This window comes from Actinophytocola sp. KF-1, assembly GCF_054661535.1.
Genome location: NZ_BAAFVK010000026.1, coordinates 21,636 through 40,459 on the forward strand (window position 1 = coordinate 21,636; position 18,824 = coordinate 40,459).

The window sequence follows — 18,824 nt, forward strand, 5'->3', positions numbered from 1 at the left end:
GGGGTTGGGGCTAACCCCGTTTTCCCACTGGGCTGAAAAGGCGCGTTACAGACCCAGATCCAGGTCGCCCAGCAGCGGGGCGTCCTGCGGGAGGTGATCGGTGACACCCGAGACGAGCCCACCCACCGGGCTGTCGTGGACGGCATCGGTCACCGGGTTGCTGGACACGAGGCCGGTGACGGCGCTCGTGTCGACCGGCAGCGACGAGGTGTCGGCCGGCAGGTGGCTGGTCACGCCTGCCACCGTGTCGGAGACCGCACCGGTGACGTCACCGACCGCGGGCAGCGCGGCCGAGTCGATCGTCGGCACGTCCGGCAGCGCGGGCAGCTCGGGGAGCTGCGGCAGGTCGTCGACGGCGGGCAGGGTCGACACGTGGTCGGTGACGGTGTCGCCACCCTGCTCGATGCCGTCGGTCACCGTGCTGGTCGCGGTGTCCAGGACGTCCGCGACCGGGGCGGCCGGGCCGGTGAGGAAGCCCGCGAGCTGGTCGCTGCCCGCCTCGAGGCCGTCGGTGACCGCGGCGGCGCCGGTCGACGCGACGTGCGCGACCGTCCCGGCGACGGCGTCGCCGGTGGTGCCGAGGTGGTCGACGTCCAGCAGGTCGGCCGGGTTCGCCGGGTCGATGGTGAAGTCGCCGTCCGAGTTGGCCGAGATGCTGCCGAGCGGGGACTGCGCGGCGACCGCGAAGCCCTCGGTGCTGGCGTGCAGGCCGCCCGCGAGACCACCGGCGGGCGTGTCCACCGCGCCCCAGGCGGCGACGTCGCCGCTGGCGTGGCCGACCAGGCCCGCGTCGAGGTCGACGAGGTCCGACGAACCCTGGACCGAGCCGCCGAACTCCTCCGGGTCGAGCTTCGCGCCGCCCGCGAGGTCACCCAGCGCGGTGCTGGTCGAGCTCGAGATCGTCGGGGCGTCGGAGTTGTACGGGTTCGACAGGAAGCCGGCGACCGCGGTGTCGACCAGGTCGCCGTCCACGTCCGCGCCGAGGCGGGTGGTGTCCGTGTCGAGGCCCGCGGTCAGGTCGCCGAGCGGGGTCGACAGGTCGCCGAGGCCCGGGAGACCGGTCGGGAGGCCGGTGGGCAGGTCGCCCAGCTCCGGCAGGGCGGGGAGGCCGGCCGGGACGTCGACGGGCAGGTCACCCAGGGCGGGCAGGCCGGCGGGAACGTCCACCGGCAGGTCACCCAGCGCGGGCAGGGCGCCGAGGCCGGGCAGGTCGCCCAGCTCGGGGAGCGCGGGCAGGCCGGCCGGGACGTCGACGGGCAGGTCACCCAGGGCGGGCAGGCCGGCGGGGACGTCCACCGGCAGGTCACCCAGCGCGGGCAGGGCACCCAGGCCCGGCACGCCCGCGGCCAGGTCACCCAGCTCGGGCAGGGCGGGCAGCCCCGCCGGGAGGTCGCCCAGCACCGGCAGGTCGCCGAGGCCCGGGAGGGCGGGCGCCTCGGCAGGGGCCTCGGTGGCGCACTCGCCGTCCATCGGGGCGGCCGAGCCGTCAGCCGCGGCCGTCGCCTCGGCCTCGGCCGATGCGTTGGCCTCGGCCGGTGCGGCCACGGGCATGTCGTCGCGAACCAAGGTCAGAACCTCCTGCATGTCTGCGGGTGTCAAGTCGGAGAACCCCGCCTCCCCGAGCACGCCCACCGGATCGGCGGCGTAGGCAGCCCTCGCGGCCTCGTCGTTGAGCAGCCTCAACGCGAAGTCGTGCAGGGTCTCTGCTGAGAAAGACAACGAATTTCTCCTAGCGGATTCGAACTGGCGCGCGGCGGTGGCCAGGTGGGGACGGTGCGGCTCGACAACGCCGCGGCGCCGTGCGGAGATCAACCTAGGGACGCCGGGCGCGGGGGACATCGGGGATCACTCCGAGTTGTCGTTTCGCCCCATAGGGCTAACAATGACTCACTCGTTAGGGGGTTAGGGGCTCGCCCACCGCCCCACTGGGGGTTGCCCTACGGGGTCCCGCACCCTGGTACGACATAGCCCGCCCGCACGGACGGAGGTAACGCCCGCAATGCCCTACGCCCTCGGGATCGACCTCGGCACCGCGCGCACCACGGCGGCGGTCAGCCACAACCGGCACGACAGCTGGAGCGAGCCCACGGTCGTGCCCCTCGATGACGGCGCCGACCAGGGTGTCGCGTCCGTACTGCTCCTGACCAGCGACGACGCTGTGGAGGTCGGCGCGGCCGCGCGTCGTGGCGCGGCCGCGGCACCGGACCGGGTCGCCCGCGACTTCCTCGACCGGATCGGTGACGAGGTCCCCATCGCCCTAGGGGGACGGCACTACCCGGCCGAGTCGCTCGCGGCCGCGTTCGTCGCGGGGGTGGTGGACCGCGTGGAGGCGCACGAGGGCATGCCCGCCAGCCGGTTGGTGGTCACCCACCCGGTGGGCTGGGGTGCACACCGCCGGTCCGTGCTGCAGGCGGCGCTGCGCGAGCTGAACCTGCCCGAGCTGACCATGCTCCCCCGGCCGGTCGCGGCCGCGGAGGCCTACGCGGCGACCGACCGCGTCGAGGTCGGGCAGGAGATCGCGGTGTACTCGCTCGGCGCGGGCCGCTTCGAGGCGGCCGTGCTGCGGCGGGGCGCGTTCGGGTTCGAGCTGCGTGCGCACGCGGACAGCGCGGACGTGCTCGGCGGCGACCTCTTCGACGACCTGCTCGCCGAGCACGTGGCCGCCGAGCTGGGCGAACTGCCCGACTCGCCTGCCGCGCTCGCCGCACTGCGCGCCGCGTGCGCCGAGGCGAAGGAACGGCTGTCCACGGCCGTCGCGGTGACCGTCCCCGCGCCGCCGGGGGCGAAGAAGGCGACCGTGATGGTCAACCGCACCGACTTCGACGGCATGATCCGGCCGGTCGTCGAGCACACCGTGCAGATCCTGCGGCGCGCGATCCAGGGCGCCGGACCGGACGCGCTCCGCGCCGTCGTGCTGGTCGGCGGCTGCGCGCAGGTGCCGCTGATCGCCGAGCTGGTGTCGGCCGCGGTGCGGGTGCGCGTGGTCGCGGCCGAGGACCCGACCACGACGATCGCCCGCGGCGCGGCGCTCGCGGGTGGCCGGGTCGCCAAACCGACCGTGCAGGCGCGGCCCGTCCAGGTCTCCCCGACCGTCACGGGCTCGGTCACCCAGCACACCGACCTCATGCGGTTCGACGACATCGACTCCGAGGTCGCCGACATCGGGCCACCGCCGCCCCGGCCGCCGGTCGAGATCCCCGCGCTGGACCCGCCCGCCCGCGGCCTCGCCCGCCTGACCCGCCGCGTGCGCGGCGGCGCCGAGGTCGACGAGCTGGACCGCGACCAGCGGTCCTGGGACTTCGCGGACGACGACCGCGTACTGGCCACCGACGACCCGCCCCGGCGACGCCGCCGCGTCGACCCCGACGAGGGCTGAAGACAAGGACTCTGAGTGACGCCGATCCTGGACGACGCCGCGCGGCGGCACCTCGAGGCGCTGGCCGCCGACACCCGGGCACACGTGTCCGTGGTCGCGCCCGGCGGGTACGGCAAGACCACCCTGCTCCACCACATCGGCGCCACGCTCGGCGCGCCCGTCCACAGCGGCCCGTTCGACCAGGTCACCGGCGACGTGCTCCTGGTCGACGACGCCCACCTCCTCGACGACGCCGACCTCGCGCTGCTGCGTGCGGCCGCGACGCGGACCCGCCTGGTCGTGGCGGCCAGGCCGTGGCCGCGGCCCGCCGCGCTGGCCGAGGTGCTCGACCTCGCGCCGGAGCAGCTCATACCCGCCCCGTTCACGCGGGAGCAGGTCAAGGCCTGCCTGCCCGCCGGCCGGCGGGCCGACCAGCTCGCCGAGTTCGTGCACACCGAGACCGGCGGGGTGCCCGGGTTCGTCGACCGGCTCGTCCGGGCGCTCGACGGGCAGCGACCCGAGGTGCCCGCCGCCGCGCTCGCCGAGTTCCGCCCCGAGCTGGCCCGGCTCGACGAGGACGTGCTGCGGTTCGTGCTGGCCGCCGACGCCGGGGTCGGCCTGCACCTCGACCTGCTGGCGGAGCTGCTCGACCGGGACGCGGCGGCGGTCGGCGAGATCGCGGAGGCCGCGCGGTCGACAGGGCTCTTCGGCACCGCGGGCGCGTTGCTGCCGATCGCGCGGCGCGCCATCCGCGCGCTCGTCCCGGTGGAGCGGCGGGCGTGGATGCGGCAGCGGCTCGCCGAACTGCGGCTCGCGCGGGGCGGCCAGGTGCTGGCGCTGGTCCGGCCGCTGCTGGGCACGGGCATCGGCGGTGCCGCGGCGGCACGGGCGTTCGAGGCGGCGGCCGCCGAGGCACTGCCCACCGACCCGGCGTTGTCGGCGCGGCTGTACGAGGCCGCGGTGACGGCGGGCCGCCCGCCCCTGCAGGTCGCGGCACGGCGTGCGGAGGCGCTCGCGCTGGCCGGGGACCTGGACGGGGCGCTGCGGCTGGCCGACGAGGTGATCACCACGGAGTCCGCCGCGGAGCGGCGCCACGCGGCCGGGGTGGCGGCGGCCGCGCTCGCGCACCGCGGTCAGCTGTTCCGCAGCGCGCAGCTGTACCGGTGGGCGGGCACGGACGAGGGCAAGCAGCTGGCCGCGCTCGGCCTGCTCGGCGTCGGTGACCTCGCCGACGCGCGGGAGCTGCGGTCGCAGACGTCGTCCGACGGGCCACCGACCTCGCTGTCCAGCGCGCTGACCCTGATGGCGAACGGGTTGCACGAGTCGGTGTCCGGGACGCCGACGACCGCGCTGTCGATGATGGTGCGCGCGGCGGGGCTGCTCGAACCGGTCGGCCGGGGCGTGCTGCTGCCGGACAGCCCGGCCGCGCTCGGTGCGCTGCTCGCACTGCACCACGGTGAGCTCAGCACCGCGTCGTCGCTGGTGGAACGGGCCATCGCGGCCGGGACGGGCGGCGCGCCGCTCGCCACGCGCCACCAGCTGATGCGCACGTGGATCGCCATGGTGCGCGGCGATCTCACGGCGGCCGCCGAGCAGTTCAACGCCCTGCGGAGCAACCACCTGGAGCCCCGCGACTGGCTGTTCGCGGTGGCCGTCGAGCTGGGCGTGGCCCGCCGCGCGGGCGACACGGACACGTTGGGCCGGGCGTGGGTGCAGGCCGGTGAGGCGCTGCTGCGCCACCCCATGGACCTGTTCACGATCCTCCCGCTCGGCGAGCTGATGGTGGCCGCGGCGCGGTTGCGCGAGGAGAGCAGGCTCGCCGCGCACCTGGAGCAGGCCCGCACGCTGCTCAAGGGGCTGGGCGACCCGCCGCTGTGGGCGACCCCGCTGTGGTGGGGCGGGCTGCACGCGGCCGTGATCGCCAACCAGGTCGAGGTGGCGGAGGAGCACGCCGAGGCCATGGCGCGGGCCGCCGCGCAGGACGAGCAGTTCGGCATGGTCGCCGCGGCGGGCCGGTGCTGGGCGGAGCTGATGGCGGGCAAGGTCGACCCGGACGCCGTCGAGGACGCGGCCCGCGGCCTGCACGCGGCCGGTTTCACGTGGGACGGCGCCCGCCTCGCGGGCCGGGCCGCCACCAAGACCACCGACCGCAAGGCGATGGTGCGGCTGCTGGACTGCGCGCGGCTGCTGCAGGGCAAGCCGGTCGCGGCGCGGCGGGTGTCGGACGAGCCGTCGGCGGCGCTGCCCGAGGTGAGCCTGTCGGAGCGCGAACTGCAGGTCGCCGAGCTGGTGGTGTCGGGGATGACGTACAAGGATGTCGGGGACCGGTTGTTCATCTCGGCGAAGACGGTGGAGCACCACGTGGCACGGATGCGGCAGCGGCTGGGCGCGTCCAGCCGCAGCGAGTTGCTGTCCCGGCTGCGGACGCTCGTCGGGAGCCCCGGTGCCCGCGACTGACCGGCTCGTCGCGGCGGGCCGCAGGCTCGCGGCGGGCGGGCTCGTGACGGGCACGTCCGGCAACCTGTCCATGCGGGTGGGCGAGGACGTGCTGGTGACCGGCTCCGGCACCGTGCTCGGCGCGCTGACCCCGGCCGACCTGACGCTCGTGTCGGCGGCCGGCGAGGTGCTGACCGGGGAGCTGCCGCCGACGTCCGAGCTGCCCCTGCACCTGGCGGTCTACCAGGCGTTCCCGTCCGTCGGCGCGGTCGCGCACGCCCACTCACCCGCGTCGATCGCGGTCGGGCTCACCCACGACGTGCTGCCGCCCGTGCACTACCTGACCGTGCGGCTGGGCGGGGTGGTGCGGGTGGCGGACTACGCGACGTTCGGGTCGCCCGAGCTGGCGCGCTCGGTGGTGGACGCGCTCGCGGACCGGTCGGCGGTGCTGATGCGCAACCACGGCTCGGTCGCCCACGGCGACACGGTCGAGCAGGCGTGCGAGCGGCTCGAACTGGTCGAGTGGCTGTCGGACGTGTACGCCCGCGCGGCGGCGCTCGGCACGCCGCGGCTGCTCGCCGAGGACGAACTCGCGGCCGCCGATGCTACGTTCACCAGGTTGAACTATGGCAGGCACTCCTATACTCCCGGTTGTTGACCGTCCGCCAACAGATCGGTGACGAGTGACCGCGGCACCACGCAGGCGCAGGCTGGAACCAGACGAGCGCCGCGAACAGATCCTGGCGTGCGCGATGCACCTGTTCGGCGAACGCCCGTACGCGGCGGTGTCGACGACGGAGCTGGCCGCGCGTGCCGGGGTGGCGCGCGGGCTGATCAACCACTACTTCGGCACCAAGCGTGACCTGTACCTCGAGGTGGTCCGCCGCATGGTGACCATCCCGAGGTTCGCGATCGAGCAGTTGCCGGAGGGCCCGCTCGACACCCGCGTGCGGGCGGCCGTGGACTGGTTCCTGGAGGGCGTGGCCCGCAACAGCAAGACGTGGCTGGCCGCCACGGGTGCCATCGGCCAGGACCCGGAGGTCGAGGCGATCCTCGCCGATGCCGACGAGCTGGCCGCCGACCGCGTGCTGGAGGCGGCCCGCCTGTCGGCGACGCCCCCGGAGCTGCGGGCGATGGTCCGGTCCTACGGCGGCATGGTGAAGTCCGCGGCCCGGGAGTGGCTGGTGCGCGGTGACCTCACCCGCGACCAGGTGCACCTGATGCTGAGCACCACCCTTCTGTCGTTGATCCGCGACACGGCGCCGCGCCTACTGGACGACGGGCGACCACTCCCGTAACCCCACGACCCGCACCCCCTCCGTGGCGTAGTAGGGGTCGCCGGCCAGCACCCGGTCCACTTCGGACCGCTCGGCGTCGAACACCAGCAGGGCCCCGGAGTCGTCGGCGAACGGCCCGGCCATCACCAGGACGCCGGCCGCGTGCAGCTCGGCGAGCCGCCGCCGGTGCGCGGGCCGGGCGGCGAGCCGGGCGGGGTTGTCGTCGAAGGCGAGTTCGAGCACGACCATGCGGGCCACGCTAGGCCGGTGCCGGTGCCGGACGCTGTATCACGCGATACTGCGAACCGTGCTGGCCGACGTTCCGTTGCTCGCCCAGGTGGCGCCCGCCCACCTGGACCACCTCGCGGCGGTGTCCCCGACCCGCGACCTGGCACCCGGCACGGTGGTGGCGGTCCGCGGCGAGCCGGCCAGGCACCTGATCGTCGTGGAGACGGGCGCGCTGACCGCCGTCCACGAGACCGAGGACGGTCACCGCCGCAGGCTGGGCGAGTTCCCGGCCCCGTGCGCGGTCGACAAGGCAGCGGTGCTGGACGGCGGCGGCCACACGGCGACCTGGCTGACCACCACCCGCAGCCGCGTGCGCCTGATCCCGGCAGCCGAGTTCCTGGCACTGGTCGACGTCCCGTCGGTGCGCAGGCACGTGTTCCGCCACCTGGCGAGCCAGCTGCGCCGCAGCCAGGAGGACGCGGTGCTGACCAGCTACGCGGACGCCACGACCAGGGTGGCGACGTGGCTGGTACGTGCTGCCGCAGCCAGCGTGCCGCTGCCCGGTGCACAGCAAGGACTCGCGGAGACGCTCGGCCTGACGAGGGTGTCGGTGAACCGCGCGCTGCGCAGACTGGCCGACGAGGGCCTGGTCCGCGTGGAACCGGGCGCCGTCGTGGTGCTGGCGCCGGAATTATTGGCTCACCGAATCCGGCTCGGTGTGCGACAGTGACCGCCGTGCTGGTGAGACGAGAAGAGACCACGGACCTGCCCAGGATCACCGAGATCCACCGAGCCGCCTTCGACGGGGAGATCGAGGCGAACCTGGTGACCGCCTTGCGCGCGTCCGACGCGTGGCTACCACCGCTGTCCCTGGTCGCGGAGGTCGACGGCCGGGTGGTGGGCCACGTGGTGTGCACGCGAGCCCACGTCGCCGAGACACCCGCGCTGGGCCTGGGCCCGCTCGGTGTCGACCCGTCGGTGCAGAAGTCCGGCATCGGCAGCGCGCTGATGCACGCCGTCCTCGGCGCCGCGGACGCCTTGGACGAACCGGTGGTCGTACTGCTCGGCCACACCGACTACTACCCACGCTTCGGCTTCGAACCAGCCACCCGCTTCGGCATCACCCCTCCCGTCCTCGAATGGGGCGACCACTTCCAGGCCCGCCCACTGTCCACCTACGACTCCCGGATCCAGGGACCGTTCGCCTACGCGGCCCCCTTCAACGACCTGTGACCGAACCCGGCCACGACGGACATCGCCACAGCCCGCCGCCCGCGATCGCGAAGGTTCACGCACTGCGCATAGGCGACCGCCTGGCATGAAGGCCGTTCTCCCACAACGCAAAGCCGTCGATACCCCTCTCGCGGGTCCTGACCTCGATGCCCGGCAACGGCGTCAGGACCACAACCGCATCCGCGGGCTTCGTTCACCAACCCTCGTCCAGCACGGACCGCTGCTGGTCGTGGTCGACCAGCCCGCGACGATCGCGGCTTTGCCAGTCGGTCGGCCCGCGCAAGCGGGCACCGGGTCGCCTGTCTGCCTGGTGTCGGCGATGCGCCGCATCGCCGACACCGCTCGCGCCCTGACCCACACGCTGCGCCCGGTCGACGTCGGCGACGAAACCCTGGCCGAGCCAGAGGTGCTGGTCGGGTTCGACGACGACCTGCCCGCGAGGCCATCCGACTGTCCAACCCGGATCCGCGGCGCTGGAAATCCTCTCCCACTGCGGCGGCCCGACCGCTATCGCCAAAGCTCACGCGCCCCGCAGGGGCGACCGACTGGTTGAGGTGATCATGACCGCAGTGGACGAGCAACCCGTCACAGTCTGGGCGTCACCGCCGCCGACACTGTCCTGCGGCGACTCGCGGACAGCTTGAGGACCGCCCTCCGGCATCGCCCCCTCACCCGCCGCTCCGGAACATCAACCACAGGCGAACATCCAGCCCGGACCGGGACCCGGAAGCTCAAACGGCATCCTCCTCACCGTGTTCGCCGCCTTGCATGACCAGACCAGGCGCGCCTACTACGACCGCAAATGCCCCGGGGCAAGAACCGCCGCTCTGATCTGCCTAGCCCGCCGACGCTGCGACGTCCTCTACGCCATGGTCCGCAACGGCACCCACTACTGCCACCCCGAACACGGCAGCGGTGGCAGGGCCGACCGCCCGTTCTCGGCTCGCTGTCCGCGGCGAGCGAGCCATGGACCTATTCCCACAAGCCATCGGCACGGTGTCCCACGGGAACCCGGCACGGTCCGCCACCGGATGCTGTCGATCAGTTGCCGTTGCTCCACTTCTGGGTACCCGTGGCGGCAGCGTGCCGCTGGTTCCGGGCCCGGTGTCGGCGGCCTCGGTGCCAGTGGCGGCGCGATGGCCGAGGGTGGTCCAGTGCGTGGCGGTACCGCGGGTGCGCTCGGCCATGGTGGCATGGGCGGCTGGCGCTCGGCGGCAGGCGCGGCGAAGGCGAGGACGACGACGAGCACAAGCTGCCGTCGTTCCTGGTGGAGGGCGACCCGGACGCCATGTTCGGCACCGACCAGATGACCGTCTTCGTCACGTTGGGAAGGCGGGCCTGATCCGCGGTGCCGACGGCGACACCGGCGTGCTCCCGCTCAACGAGGGCAACCGGTTCCGGGTGGAGCTGATCCGGCCCACCGCGCTCGCCGGGTTGGTTCAGCAGAACACCCCCTTCATCGCCGGTAGCAGGGACGCGCCTTCCGGGACCGCGGGGCGGTCTGCCACGTCCTCCGCGATGTCGAACACGTTCATGGCGATCACCAGTTGGCGGGCACCGTCCTCCGAGATCAGTGAGTAGCTGTTGTAGCCCGGGCCTCCTCCGGAGTTGCCCCAGACAGTTCGCGTCTCGCCGTTGCCACACGGCACGTCGATGCGGTCCACGCCCAGTCCCATCGACACCCTGTCCACGACCACGGTCCGTTTCATCTCCGCGATCTCGGCGGGCCGAAGCAACGTGCCGTCGAACAAGGAACGGTGGAACTTCGCCAGGTCGTCCACAGTGGACACCAACGCTCCCGCTGTCCAGTCGTATGACGGGCTGAAGACCGTCAGGTCCGTGCCGTCGAGCGCATAGCCGTGTAAGTACCGGCCGTGCATTCTCGGGTCCGCGGTGGGAAACGACGTGTGCACCAGGTGCAGGGGCACCAGGATCCGCCGGTACATCTCCCATGTCGCGCTCCGGCCGGTCACCTCCTCGATCAGCATTCCGGCCACCAGGTAGTTCGTGTTCGAGTAGCCGGGCACGCGATCGTGGGCCAGTGCCCGGGGCGACGAGGTCGCGCGGCCGGTACACGTAGCCCCGGTCGCCGGACAGGTACGGCGTCCAGAACGACGGTTCCTCCGTCGGGTCGTACAGGCCGCTCGTGTGGTTGAGCAGTTGCCGCACGGTGATGTCGCTCGGCATCCGCGGTAACCACGTGGCCACCGGCGCGTCCAGCGACAGGCGTCTCTCCCCCACGAGCTGCAGCACGACGGCCGCCGTGAACGCCTTGGTGTTACTGGCTATTCGGAACCGCATCCGTGCGTCGGCGGGCTCTCGCCGTACTACGTCGGCGTATCCGGCGGCCGCGTACCGGCGGCTGTCGCCCGTGCGCGTGTACCCGATCGCCCCCGGGGCACCGGCGTCCACCAAGGACTCGACCGCCGCCTTCAGCACGTCGTCCCGTGCCGCTGCCTGCGTGGTCACCCCGGCGGTCAACGCCGCGGCGGACAGCATCCCGACCAGAAAACGCATGACCTGCTCCCGTGTTCGTGGAAATCCTCACGGGTCAACGATCGGCGATCCGCGGCTGCCGCGCCATGGGGTGAACCACAGTGTTGGGGTGTGGACATCCACACTCTTTGCCTGCCGCGGCGCGGACGCCCCTCGGGTCCGCGCCGCGACGACGGCTACGCGCGGTTGAAGTCCGCCACCCAGTTGGTTTCCCAGGTCTCGCCACCATCGGTGGAGAACGCCTGCTCCCACCGCGCGGTCGTCCCGGTGATCCCCGACCACCGGTAGCGCACGCGGATCTGCCTGCCTTCCCACTCCTCGTCGCTGAAGAACTCGCCGACACCGGCGTCGTCGAAGCGCCCCACGACCGGCGGCAGTGCCAACTTCCCGTCACGGGAGTTCACCCAGTAGATGGACCAGTCCTGGGTGACCGGGTCCTGTAGCCGGAGCGAGATTCCCCGGAAGCCGAAGCCCGGCAGGTCCACCTCGTCGACGTTCGCGGCGCCGTCGAACAGGCTGTGGTTGACCATGGTCCCGTCGGTGGTCTCCCACTCGTCGGTGCCCGCGAACGGCGTGGTCTTGCGCTGTTTCGTCTGCCAGGTGCCGACGAGGAAGTCGAAGTTGTTCGTCATGGGGCGCACGCTATGGCGCATCCACTGACAACGAATGTCAGCTGATCTAGGGTTTCTTCCCGTGCGCGCGTCCCGGATCGTCCAGCTGCTGCTCCTGTTGCAGACCAGGGGCCGGATGACGGCCGCCCAGCTCGCCGGCGAGCTGGAGGTCTCCGTCCGCACCGTCTACCGCGACGTCGACGCACTGCACGCGGCGGGCGTCCCCCTGTACGGCGAGGCCGGGCACGCGGGCGGCTACCAGCTGCTCGACGGCTACCGGACGCGCCTGACCGGGCTCACCGAGAACGAGGCGGAATCCCTCTTCCTCACGGGCCTCCCCGGTCCCGCACAGGAGCTGGGGCTGGGCGCGGAAGTGGCCGCGGCCTGGCTGAAGCTCACCGCGTCCCTCCCGCCGGAGCTGCGCGACCGCGCCACCCGCATCCAGCAGCGCTTCCACCTCGACGCCCCCAGCTGGTACGCGGAGCCGGACGACACGCCCGCGCTCGCGGCCGCGGCCGACGCGGTCTGGCGCGAACGCCGGATCCACATCGAGTACCACCGCTGGCGTGCCCCGACCGAGGTCACCCGGACGTTGGACCCATACGGACTGGTGCTCAAGGCAGGGCGCTGGTACCTCGTGGCGGCGGGCAGGCGCGTCAGCACGTACCGGGTGTCCCAGATCCGCGCGCTGACGGTGCTCGGCGATGGCTTCCAGCGACCCGCGGACTTCGACCTCGCCGCGTTCTGGCAGACCTACCTCGACGACTTCGACGCGCGCCGCCACGTCGGCACCGCGACCATCCGCGTCTCCCCCGAGCTGCGGGCACAACTGGTCGACGCGGTCGAGCCCGCGATCCACCGCGCCGTCGAGGAGACCGCGTCGGCGCCGGACGCCGACGGCTGGGTGACCGCGACCGTGCCGATCGAGAAGATGGCGCACGCGCACCGCCTGTTCCTCGGCTTCGGCGCGGACGTCGAGGTGCTGGCGCCCGCCGAACTGCGGGACCGGATCACGGAGTCGGTGATGGCACTGTCCCGGACGTACTCACCCGGCTGAAGGACCACAACAGGGGCAACGTCAGCAGGCTCAGCACAGCCAGCAACAAGAACGCGAGCAGCGGTTCCCCCACGAGCGCACCGACCGCGGCCGCCACGACCAGCCCGCCCAGGTTGCCGGCCAGCCACATCAGCCCGGCCGCCGTGCTCTCGCTGCTGCCCGCCCGCCGCTCGGTCAGCGCCAGCACGATCGGCAACGCGGGGAGCAGACCGAACCCGATGAGCGCGAGCGCCGCGAACCCCGTCACCACCCCGGGCGCGAACGCGAGCACCACGCACGCGACCACCGTGACCAGCACCGACGTCGCCAGGACGGGCAGCTCGCGGCCGCGGCGGTTGACCCAGACCGGCACGACGGCACATCCGAGGACCCCGGCGACCACGTTCGCGACGAGGATCAGCCCGGCGGTCTCCTCCGGCACGCCCGCGGGTTCGAGCAGCGGCTGCGCGAACGTCGACATGGCGACGAACACCCCGAACGGGACGAAGACCAGCGCACACAGGCGGCGGATGAACGGGTCGCCCCACGCGTTCCGCAGCGCCCCCAGCCCGGCGGGCGCGGTCTCGGCGCGGTGTTCGGCGGGCGTGCGCAGCACCGACAGCACGGCGACGGCCGCGACCACCGCGAGTCCGGCCTGCACCAGCAGCAACGTGCGGATGTCCTCGGTGAACACGGCCCCGAGCCCGAACCCGGCGATCAACCCGGCGAACGTGCTGGCCGACCCGATCGCGATGCCCGTCGGCCGGTCCCGTTCGGCCAGGTAGCGCCCGGCGATCCCGGTGATGGCGTTGAGCACCAGCGGCTGCGCGACGCCCACGACGAGCTGCCCGGCCAGCGCGAACACGTAGGTGTCCCCCAGGACCCGGATCACCGCGCCCGCCGCGGTGAGCAGCGCCCCGGCCGCGAGCCCGCCGCGGAACCGCCGGTCGAGCACGATCCCCGCGGGGATCGCGAGGACCACGTAGAGCAGGGGGAACACGTTCGCGAGCCAGCCGACGGCCGTGTCGCCGACGTCGTAGTGGCGGCCCGCCGCGTCGGTGACCGGCGCGTAGGTGACCCACAGGACCTGCGTGACGGCCCCCAGCAGCGCGAACACCGCGACCATGGACCACCGGCTGCGTGGCTCGTTCAATGCTCTGCCCTCGCGGTGTCGAAGCGTTGCGGGTGAGCATTCACCGACGCGCCCGGGGAGATCAAGACAGGGTGGTCGCGTACTCCCTGAGCGTGATCGCGCAGGCCGCCCGGTGGATGGGCTCGACGGCCTTCGCCATCAGGCGGTCCTTGCCGGGCAGCTTCGACAGCAGCGCCAGGAACGTCATCGAGGCCCACACGCCTGCCCGGGTCGACAGCACCATGCGCTTGACGTTCGCCGGCCCGAGCTTCTGGTTGGCGGCGACGAAGTCGCGCAGCGCGGCCTCGTAGTTCGCGAACCCCGCCACGTGGTCGCCGTCCGCCGCGGCCAGTTCGCCCGCGAGGACGTACGCGCCGACCAGCGCGAGGCTCGTGCCCTGCCCGGACGCCACGGAGGCGCAGTGCGCGGCGTCGCCGACGAGCGCGACCCGCCCCGACGACCAGCGGTCCAGGTGGACCTGGCTGAGGGAGTCCAGGTAGAAGTCGTCCGCGGTGTCCATGGCCGTCAGCAGGGCGGGCACGACCCAGCCCTCGTCCCGGTACTTCTCGGCGAGGTAGGCGCGGCCGTCCTCGGGCACGGGGGCGTCGTCGGCGAACAGGAACATGGCCTTGGCCCCGGCGTCCTGCGCGGTCGAGTACACGAGCGCGGTGCGGCCGGGGCTCACGTAGGTCGTCTCCTCGCGGTCCAGCCCGAGGTGTCCGGGCACGCTGAAGATCGCCACCCGGTGGCCGAGGTCGCGGACGTGGCCGTCGCCGAACACCAGCCGTCGAGTGGCCGAGTGCAGCCCGTCCGCGCCGACGACCAGGTCGAACGCCCTGGTCACGCCGCTCGCGAAGGTCACGGCGACGGCGTCACCGGTCTGCTCGAGGCCCGCGATGGCGTCGCCCCACAGGTACTCGACGTCCTGCGTGGCGTCGAGGATCAGGCGCTGCAGGTCGCCGCGCAGGATCTCGGCGTCACCGTGCTCGCGGCCGCCGAAGGTGTCGCCGTCCATGCTCGCGACGCGTCTGCCGCGGGCGTCCACCACGGAGCCCACGCGCACGCCGGTCACGCGGGCGCGGACGTCGTCGAGCAGGCCCATCCGCTCGACGACCCGCAGGGCCGCACCCCGGATGTCGATCTTGTAGCCGCCGGTGCGCGGACCGGGAGCCCGCTCCACGACGGTCGGCGAGAAGCCGTGCCGCCGCAGCCAGTGGGCGAGGGTGAGGCCCGCGATGCCGGCGCCGGAAACGAGAACGGTGCGATTCGTCATGGACAGAACTGTACGTCTGTGTCAGACACTTGTGCAAGACGTTTGTGTTGTACAGTTGTGTCATGGGTAATCGCGAGGATCTCCTGACCGGCGCCATCCAGTGCCTGTACGAGAAGGGCTACGCGCGGACGACCGCGCGCGACATCGCGGCGGCGGCCGGGGTGAGCCTGGCGGCGATCGGCTACCACTACGGCACCAAGGACGACCTGCTGAACGCCGCCCTCTACCAGGCACTGGCCGACTGGGGCGACGACCTGGGCAAGGCCTTGGCGACGACCGGCCAGGCGGACCCGGCGGCGCGGTTCGAGGCGATGTGGACGCAGGTGATCCGGTCGTTCGCGGAGAACCACCGGCTGTGGGCGGTCCAGTTCGAACTGCTGGGGTTCCTGGACCGGAAACCGGCGCTGAAAGCCGCGTTCGCGCAGGCCAACGAGCAAGCGCAGGCGGCGCTGGCCGAGCTGTTCGGGATCCGGGGCGAGGCCGTCGGCGCGGTGTTCCAGGCACTGATCGGCGGGCTCGCCGCGCAGTGGCTGGTCGACCCGGCATCCGTGCCGACCGGGGCGCAGATGCGCGCGGCGATGGGGACGATCGCCGCCGCCGTCGCGTGAATTGTCGGTGGGTGGGGCTAGCGTCTGTGGCGTGCGAGTGGCGACATGGAACGTGAACTCCGTCAAGCAGCGGATGCCGAGGTTGCTGCCCTGGCTCGACCAGCGGCGGCCGGACGTGGTGTGCCTGCAGGAAACCAAGCTGGCCGACGACGCCTTCGCCGCGTTACTGAGCGCGGAACTGGCCGAGCGCGGGTACGAGTACGCGGCGGCGGGCGAGGCGCGGTGGAACGGCGTCGCGATCCTGTCGAGGGTCGGCCTCGACGACGTGACGACCGGGGTGGCCGGGGCGCCGGGGTTCCCGCACCCCGAGGCCCGCGCGATCGCGGCCACGTGCGGCGGGGTGCGGGTGCACTCGCTGTACGTCCCGAACGGCAGGGAACCCGACTCGGACCACTACCGGTACAAGCTCGCGTGGCTGGCGGCGCTGCGCGAGGTCGTGTCGGCGGGGCCCGACGCGGTGATGCTCTGCGGGGACATGAACATCGCGCCGACCGACGCGGACGTGTTCGACCCGGCGGCGTACGTCGGCCAGACCCACGTCACGCCGCCGGAGCGGGCGGCGCTGACCGCGCTGACCGACCTCGGTTTGCGGGACGTGGTGCGGGACCGCTGGCCGGACGAGCGCGTCTTCACCTACTGGGACTACCGGGCCGGCATGTTCCACCAGGACCTGGGCATGCGGATCGACCTGGTGCTGGCGTCCGCGCCGGTGGCGGGCCGGGTGCGGGCGGCGTGGGTGGACCGGCACGCGCGCAAGGGCACGGGGCCGAGCGACCACGCGCCGGTGATCGTCGACCTCGACGAGGCGCCGGACGGGGACATCGGCCCGGTCGTCCCACCGCCGTCCGCGGCCCGCGCCAGGAAAGGAACGGTGAAGCTGCCGCAGTCGAAGTGAGGACCTGTCACGTGCACCGCCGATGATCACGGGCGCGGCGGCGGACCTGGCCGCGTTCGCGACGAGCTGGTGAAGCGCTACTTCTCGAGCGTGTAGTCGAACCAGACCCGGTGCGTGCCGTCGGCGTCGACGGTCAGCCCGCCGGACCCGGCGATGCCCGCGAGCCCGCCGGTGCCGCTGCCGGGGACGATCACGAACGCCTCGTCGACGCGGTCGCCGCCGCGGGTGGACGCGAGGTGCGCGAAGTTGAAGGTGCCGGCCACGCCGTCGAGCGACCCGTCGAAGGACTCCATGGCGACGTAGGTGCCGACGCCGGTCGCCTGGTCGAACGCGGCGGTGAAGAAGGTGGCGGAGCGGCCGTCGACCTGGCCCGCGTACCGCTTCTCCATGGTCGCGATCCCGACGTCGGTGCCCGTGCGCACCTCGAAGGCCGGCTTGGCGTCGACCGGCGTGAACTCGTGCGTGGTGAAGGTGCCTTCTGCTCTCACGGACAAGACCCTAACCACCAGGTGGGAAATCCCGTTCCCGGCGGTTGGATGGGCGCATGACGACACGACGCACCGCGGTGGCCGGCATGCTGGCCGCCCTGTTCCTGGGTTTGACGACGGCAGGCGCGACCACCACCGCTGCCTCGGACTCGCGAGGGGCGGCCACTTCCGTCCCCACGCCGGGCGAGTCGTACCGCCGCACCGAGCTGTACTTCGGCGGCAGCCGCCCGGACGGCACGCCCATCACCCCGGCGGACTTCGAGCTGTTCCTGGACAAGGAGGTCACCCCCGCGTTCCCGGACGGCCTCACCTGGCTGGAGGCGCACGGCCAGTGGATGGGCGGCAAGGAGGACTCGTACGTCCTGATCATCCTGTACCCGTTCGGCGACCGCGACGCGAACCGGGAGCTGGAGGAGATCCGCACCGACTACAAGGCACAGTTCGATCAGGAGTCGGTGCTGCGCGCGGACAGCGTGGAGCGCGTCTCCTTCTGAGCGGCGACGTCCGCGGGACGCGGCAGCAGCAGCGGGCTCGCGAGGATCACCAGTCCTGCCACGGTGATCGCCGTGCGGGGGCTGGTGACCTCGGCGAGCAGCCCGGCGAGCGCGCTGAGAACCGCGATGGCGGCGCTGCTGCTGACCGACCACGCCGTCAGCGTGCGGGCGAGCCGGTCGGAGGGAGTGTGCTCGAGACGGCACGTGGCCAGCACCGGGTTGTACAGGCTCATGCAGACGATGATCGCGAGTTCGACCCCGATCACGGTGACGAGCCCGACGACACCGGCTGCACGAACGCGAGCCCGATCAGCCAGACCGCGCGCAATGTGCCCGCGACCCGCAGGACCCGGTGCGTGCCGTGCCGTGCCACCACGCGGCGGGCCATGCGGGCGCCGGCCAGCCCGCCGAGGCAGGGCAGCGCGAACGCGAGCCCGTACTGCCACGGCGGGAAGTCGAGGTCGCGGAGCATGACGACGGCCAGCAGCGGCTCGGTCGCCATGATCAGCCCGGCGACGAGCAGCTGGTTGAGGTAGAGCGCCCGCAGGCCGGGGTGGGTCAGGAGGTGCCGCCAGCCGTCGAGTACCGCACCGGCCCGCACCCGGCTCGTGCCGGTGCGCCGCGGCGGCGCTTCCTTCCCGCCGATCATGGCGATGCCCAGCGCGGACAACAGGTAGCTGACCGCGTCGGCGACCAGGGTCGTCACCGGTCCGAACAGGCCGATGGCCGCGCCACCCAACGGCGGGCCGATCGCGGTGGCACTCCACGTCGTCGACTCGAAGCGGGCGTTGGCGACGAGCAGGTCCTCCCGCGGGACCAGGGCCTTGAGGTGGGCGCCGCTCGCCGCGCCGAACGCGATCTTGGCCGCCGCCACGACCGCGGCGACGGCCAGCAACTGCCCGAACCCGAGCAGCCCGGCCGCGTACGTGACCGGGATCGTGATCATGACCCCGAACCGGACGAGGTCCATCGCGATCATCACGGGTCGCTTGCGGCGGAACTCCACCCACGGTCCGAGCGGCAACGCGATCAGCGCGCCCACGGCGGGTCCCACGGCGGACAGCAGGGACACCTCTGCGGGGCCGGCGTGCAACACCAGCACGGCGATCAGTGGCAACGCGCCGAAACCCAACCCGGAGCCGTACGCGCTGACCGCGTACGCCGCCCACAACCACCCGAACTGCCGACCCAGCGATCTCCGGACCACGTCACAACCTCTCTTTGCCTGCGGTGATCGAAGTCGAGCAACGGATCGCAGGTCA

At 72.9% G+C, this 18,824-nt stretch carries 17 protein-coding genes and 3 pseudogenes; 11 read left to right on the forward strand and 9 right to left on the reverse strand.

Going from position 1 to position 18,824, the window contains the following annotated elements:
• Nucleotides 1-45: 45 nt before the first annotated feature.
• A complete protein-coding gene (locus ACYQ77_RS43825; RefSeq protein WP_459723378.1) occupies nt 46-1,719 on the reverse strand; it encodes an IniB N-terminal domain-containing protein in 1,674 nt (557 codons plus the stop codon).
• A gap of 280 nt (nt 1,720-1,999) precedes the next feature.
• Here ACYQ77_RS43825 and ACYQ77_RS43830 point away from each other — a divergent pair, with 280 nt between their 5' ends.
• From ACYQ77_RS43830 to ACYQ77_RS43845, 4 genes are read left to right on the forward strand one after another with little or no spacing between them, the layout of a single operon-like run.
• On the forward strand, nt 2,000-3,376 hold the full coding sequence (locus tag ACYQ77_RS43830) for an Hsp70 family protein (protein ID WP_459723380.1): 1,377 nt from the start codon (nt 2,000-2,002) through the stop codon (nt 3,374-3,376).
• Between the two features lie 15 nt (nt 3,377-3,391).
• Nucleotides 3,392-5,812 (forward strand): helix-turn-helix transcriptional regulator, encoded by a 2,421-nt coding sequence (locus tag ACYQ77_RS43835; RefSeq protein ID WP_459723381.1) that lies wholly within the window; start codon nt 3,392-3,394, stop codon nt 5,810-5,812.
• Nucleotides 5,799-6,449: a class II aldolase/adducin family protein gene (locus ACYQ77_RS43840; RefSeq protein WP_459723382.1), complete on the forward strand. Its 651-nt coding sequence runs from the start codon at nt 5,799-5,801 to the stop codon at nt 6,447-6,449. Before ACYQ77_RS43835 ends, ACYQ77_RS43840 begins: the two co-directional genes overlap by 14 nt.
• A gap of 25 nt (nt 6,450-6,474) precedes the next feature.
• Nucleotides 6,475-7,089: a TetR/AcrR family transcriptional regulator gene (locus tag ACYQ77_RS43845; RefSeq protein ID WP_459723384.1), complete on the forward strand. Its 615-nt coding sequence runs from the start codon at nt 6,475-6,477 to the stop codon at nt 7,087-7,089.
• Here the strand turns inward: ACYQ77_RS43845 and ACYQ77_RS43850 are convergent.
• Nucleotides 7,060-7,317, reverse strand: a complete 258-nt coding sequence (locus ACYQ77_RS43850; RefSeq protein WP_459723385.1) for a YciI family protein — start codon at nt 7,315-7,317, stop codon at nt 7,060-7,062. The two genes, ACYQ77_RS43845 and ACYQ77_RS43850, sit on opposite strands and share 30 nt — an antisense overlap.
• Nucleotides 7,318-7,375: 58 nt before the next feature.
• Here ACYQ77_RS43850 and ACYQ77_RS43855 point away from each other — a divergent pair, with 58 nt between their 5' ends.
• From ACYQ77_RS43855 to ACYQ77_RS43865, 3 genes and pseudogenes are all read left to right on the forward strand, one after another.
• Nucleotides 7,376-8,026, forward strand: coding sequence for a Crp/Fnr family transcriptional regulator (locus ACYQ77_RS43855; RefSeq protein WP_459723387.1), 651 nt, complete (start codon nt 7,376-7,378; stop codon nt 8,024-8,026).
• Nucleotides 8,027-8,031: 5 nt separating this feature from the next.
• Complete coding sequence (locus ACYQ77_RS43860) at nt 8,032-8,529, forward strand: GNAT family N-acetyltransferase (RefSeq protein ID WP_459723388.1); 498 nt, start codon at nt 8,032-8,034, stop codon at nt 8,527-8,529.
• A gap of 202 nt (nt 8,530-8,731) precedes the next feature.
• A pseudogene (locus ACYQ77_RS43865) lies at nt 8,732-9,446 on the forward strand (IS110 family transposase); the annotation flags it as partial.
• A gap of 522 nt (nt 9,447-9,968) precedes the next feature.
• On the opposite strand, the gene ACYQ77_RS43870 reads toward ACYQ77_RS43865, so the two are convergent.
• The 3 genes and pseudogenes from ACYQ77_RS43870 to ACYQ77_RS43880 form a co-directional block, all read right to left on the reverse strand.
• Complete coding sequence (locus tag ACYQ77_RS43870) at nt 9,969-10,556, reverse strand: serine hydrolase domain-containing protein (RefSeq protein WP_459723389.1); 588 nt, start codon at nt 10,554-10,556, stop codon at nt 9,969-9,971.
• Nucleotides 10,557-10,692: 136 nt separating this feature from the next.
• Nucleotides 10,693-11,046, reverse strand: a pseudogene (locus ACYQ77_RS43875) (serine hydrolase); the annotation flags it as partial.
• Nucleotides 11,047-11,201: 155 nt separating this feature from the next.
• The gene (locus tag ACYQ77_RS43880) at nt 11,202-11,657 is read right to left on the reverse strand and encodes a hypothetical protein (RefSeq protein ID WP_459723391.1); all 456 of its coding nucleotides are present in this window, start codon (nt 11,655-11,657) and stop codon (nt 11,202-11,204) included.
• A 61-nt stretch (nt 11,658-11,718) separates the two neighbouring features.
• On the opposite strand from ACYQ77_RS43880, the gene ACYQ77_RS43885 reads away from it, so the two are divergent.
• Entirely contained in the window at nt 11,719-12,693 is a 975-nt protein-coding gene (locus ACYQ77_RS43885) for a helix-turn-helix transcriptional regulator (protein WP_459723392.1), read from the forward strand.
• On the opposite strand, the gene ACYQ77_RS43890 is transcribed toward ACYQ77_RS43885, so the two are convergent.
• Both ACYQ77_RS43890 and ACYQ77_RS43895 read right to left on the reverse strand, forming a co-directional pair.
• On the reverse strand, nt 12,647-13,798 hold the full coding sequence (locus tag ACYQ77_RS43890; protein ID WP_459723394.1) for an MFS transporter: 1,152 nt from the start codon (nt 13,796-13,798) through the stop codon (nt 12,647-12,649). The genes ACYQ77_RS43885 and ACYQ77_RS43890 overlap by 47 nt on opposite strands.
• Nucleotides 13,799-13,886: 88 nt before the next feature.
• Entirely contained in the window at nt 13,887-15,077 is a 1,191-nt protein-coding gene (locus tag ACYQ77_RS43895; RefSeq protein ID WP_459723395.1) for an FAD-dependent monooxygenase, read from the reverse strand.
• Between the two features lie 62 nt (nt 15,078-15,139).
• On the opposite strand from ACYQ77_RS43895, the gene ACYQ77_RS43900 reads away from it, so the two are divergent.
• Both ACYQ77_RS43900 and ACYQ77_RS43905 read left to right on the forward strand, forming a co-directional pair.
• The gene (locus tag ACYQ77_RS43900; RefSeq protein ID WP_459723396.1) at nt 15,140-15,685 is read left to right on the forward strand and encodes a TetR/AcrR family transcriptional regulator; all 546 of its coding nucleotides are present in this window, start codon (nt 15,140-15,142) and stop codon (nt 15,683-15,685) included.
• 31 nt (nt 15,686-15,716) lie between these two features.
• Nucleotides 15,717-16,580, forward strand: a complete 864-nt coding sequence (locus ACYQ77_RS43905; protein WP_459723397.1) for an exodeoxyribonuclease III — start codon at nt 15,717-15,719, stop codon at nt 16,578-16,580.
• 77 nt (nt 16,581-16,657) lie between these two features.
• Here ACYQ77_RS43905 and ACYQ77_RS43910 read toward each other — a convergent pair whose 3' ends face one another.
• Complete coding sequence (locus ACYQ77_RS43910; protein ID WP_459723399.1) at nt 16,658-17,068, reverse strand: DUF3224 domain-containing protein; 411 nt, start codon at nt 17,066-17,068, stop codon at nt 16,658-16,660.
• Between the two features lie 56 nt (nt 17,069-17,124).
• Here ACYQ77_RS43910 and ACYQ77_RS43915 point away from each other — a divergent pair, with 56 nt between their 5' ends.
• Nucleotides 17,125-17,562, forward strand: a complete 438-nt coding sequence (locus ACYQ77_RS43915; protein ID WP_459723400.1) for a DUF3574 domain-containing protein — start codon at nt 17,125-17,127, stop codon at nt 17,560-17,562.
• Here ACYQ77_RS43915 and ACYQ77_RS43920 read toward each other — a convergent pair.
• Nucleotides 17,514-18,769: pseudogene (locus ACYQ77_RS43920) on the reverse strand (MFS transporter). The gene ACYQ77_RS43915 and the pseudogene ACYQ77_RS43920 overlap by 49 nt on opposite strands.
• Between the last annotated feature and the right edge of the window lie 55 nt (nt 18,770-18,824).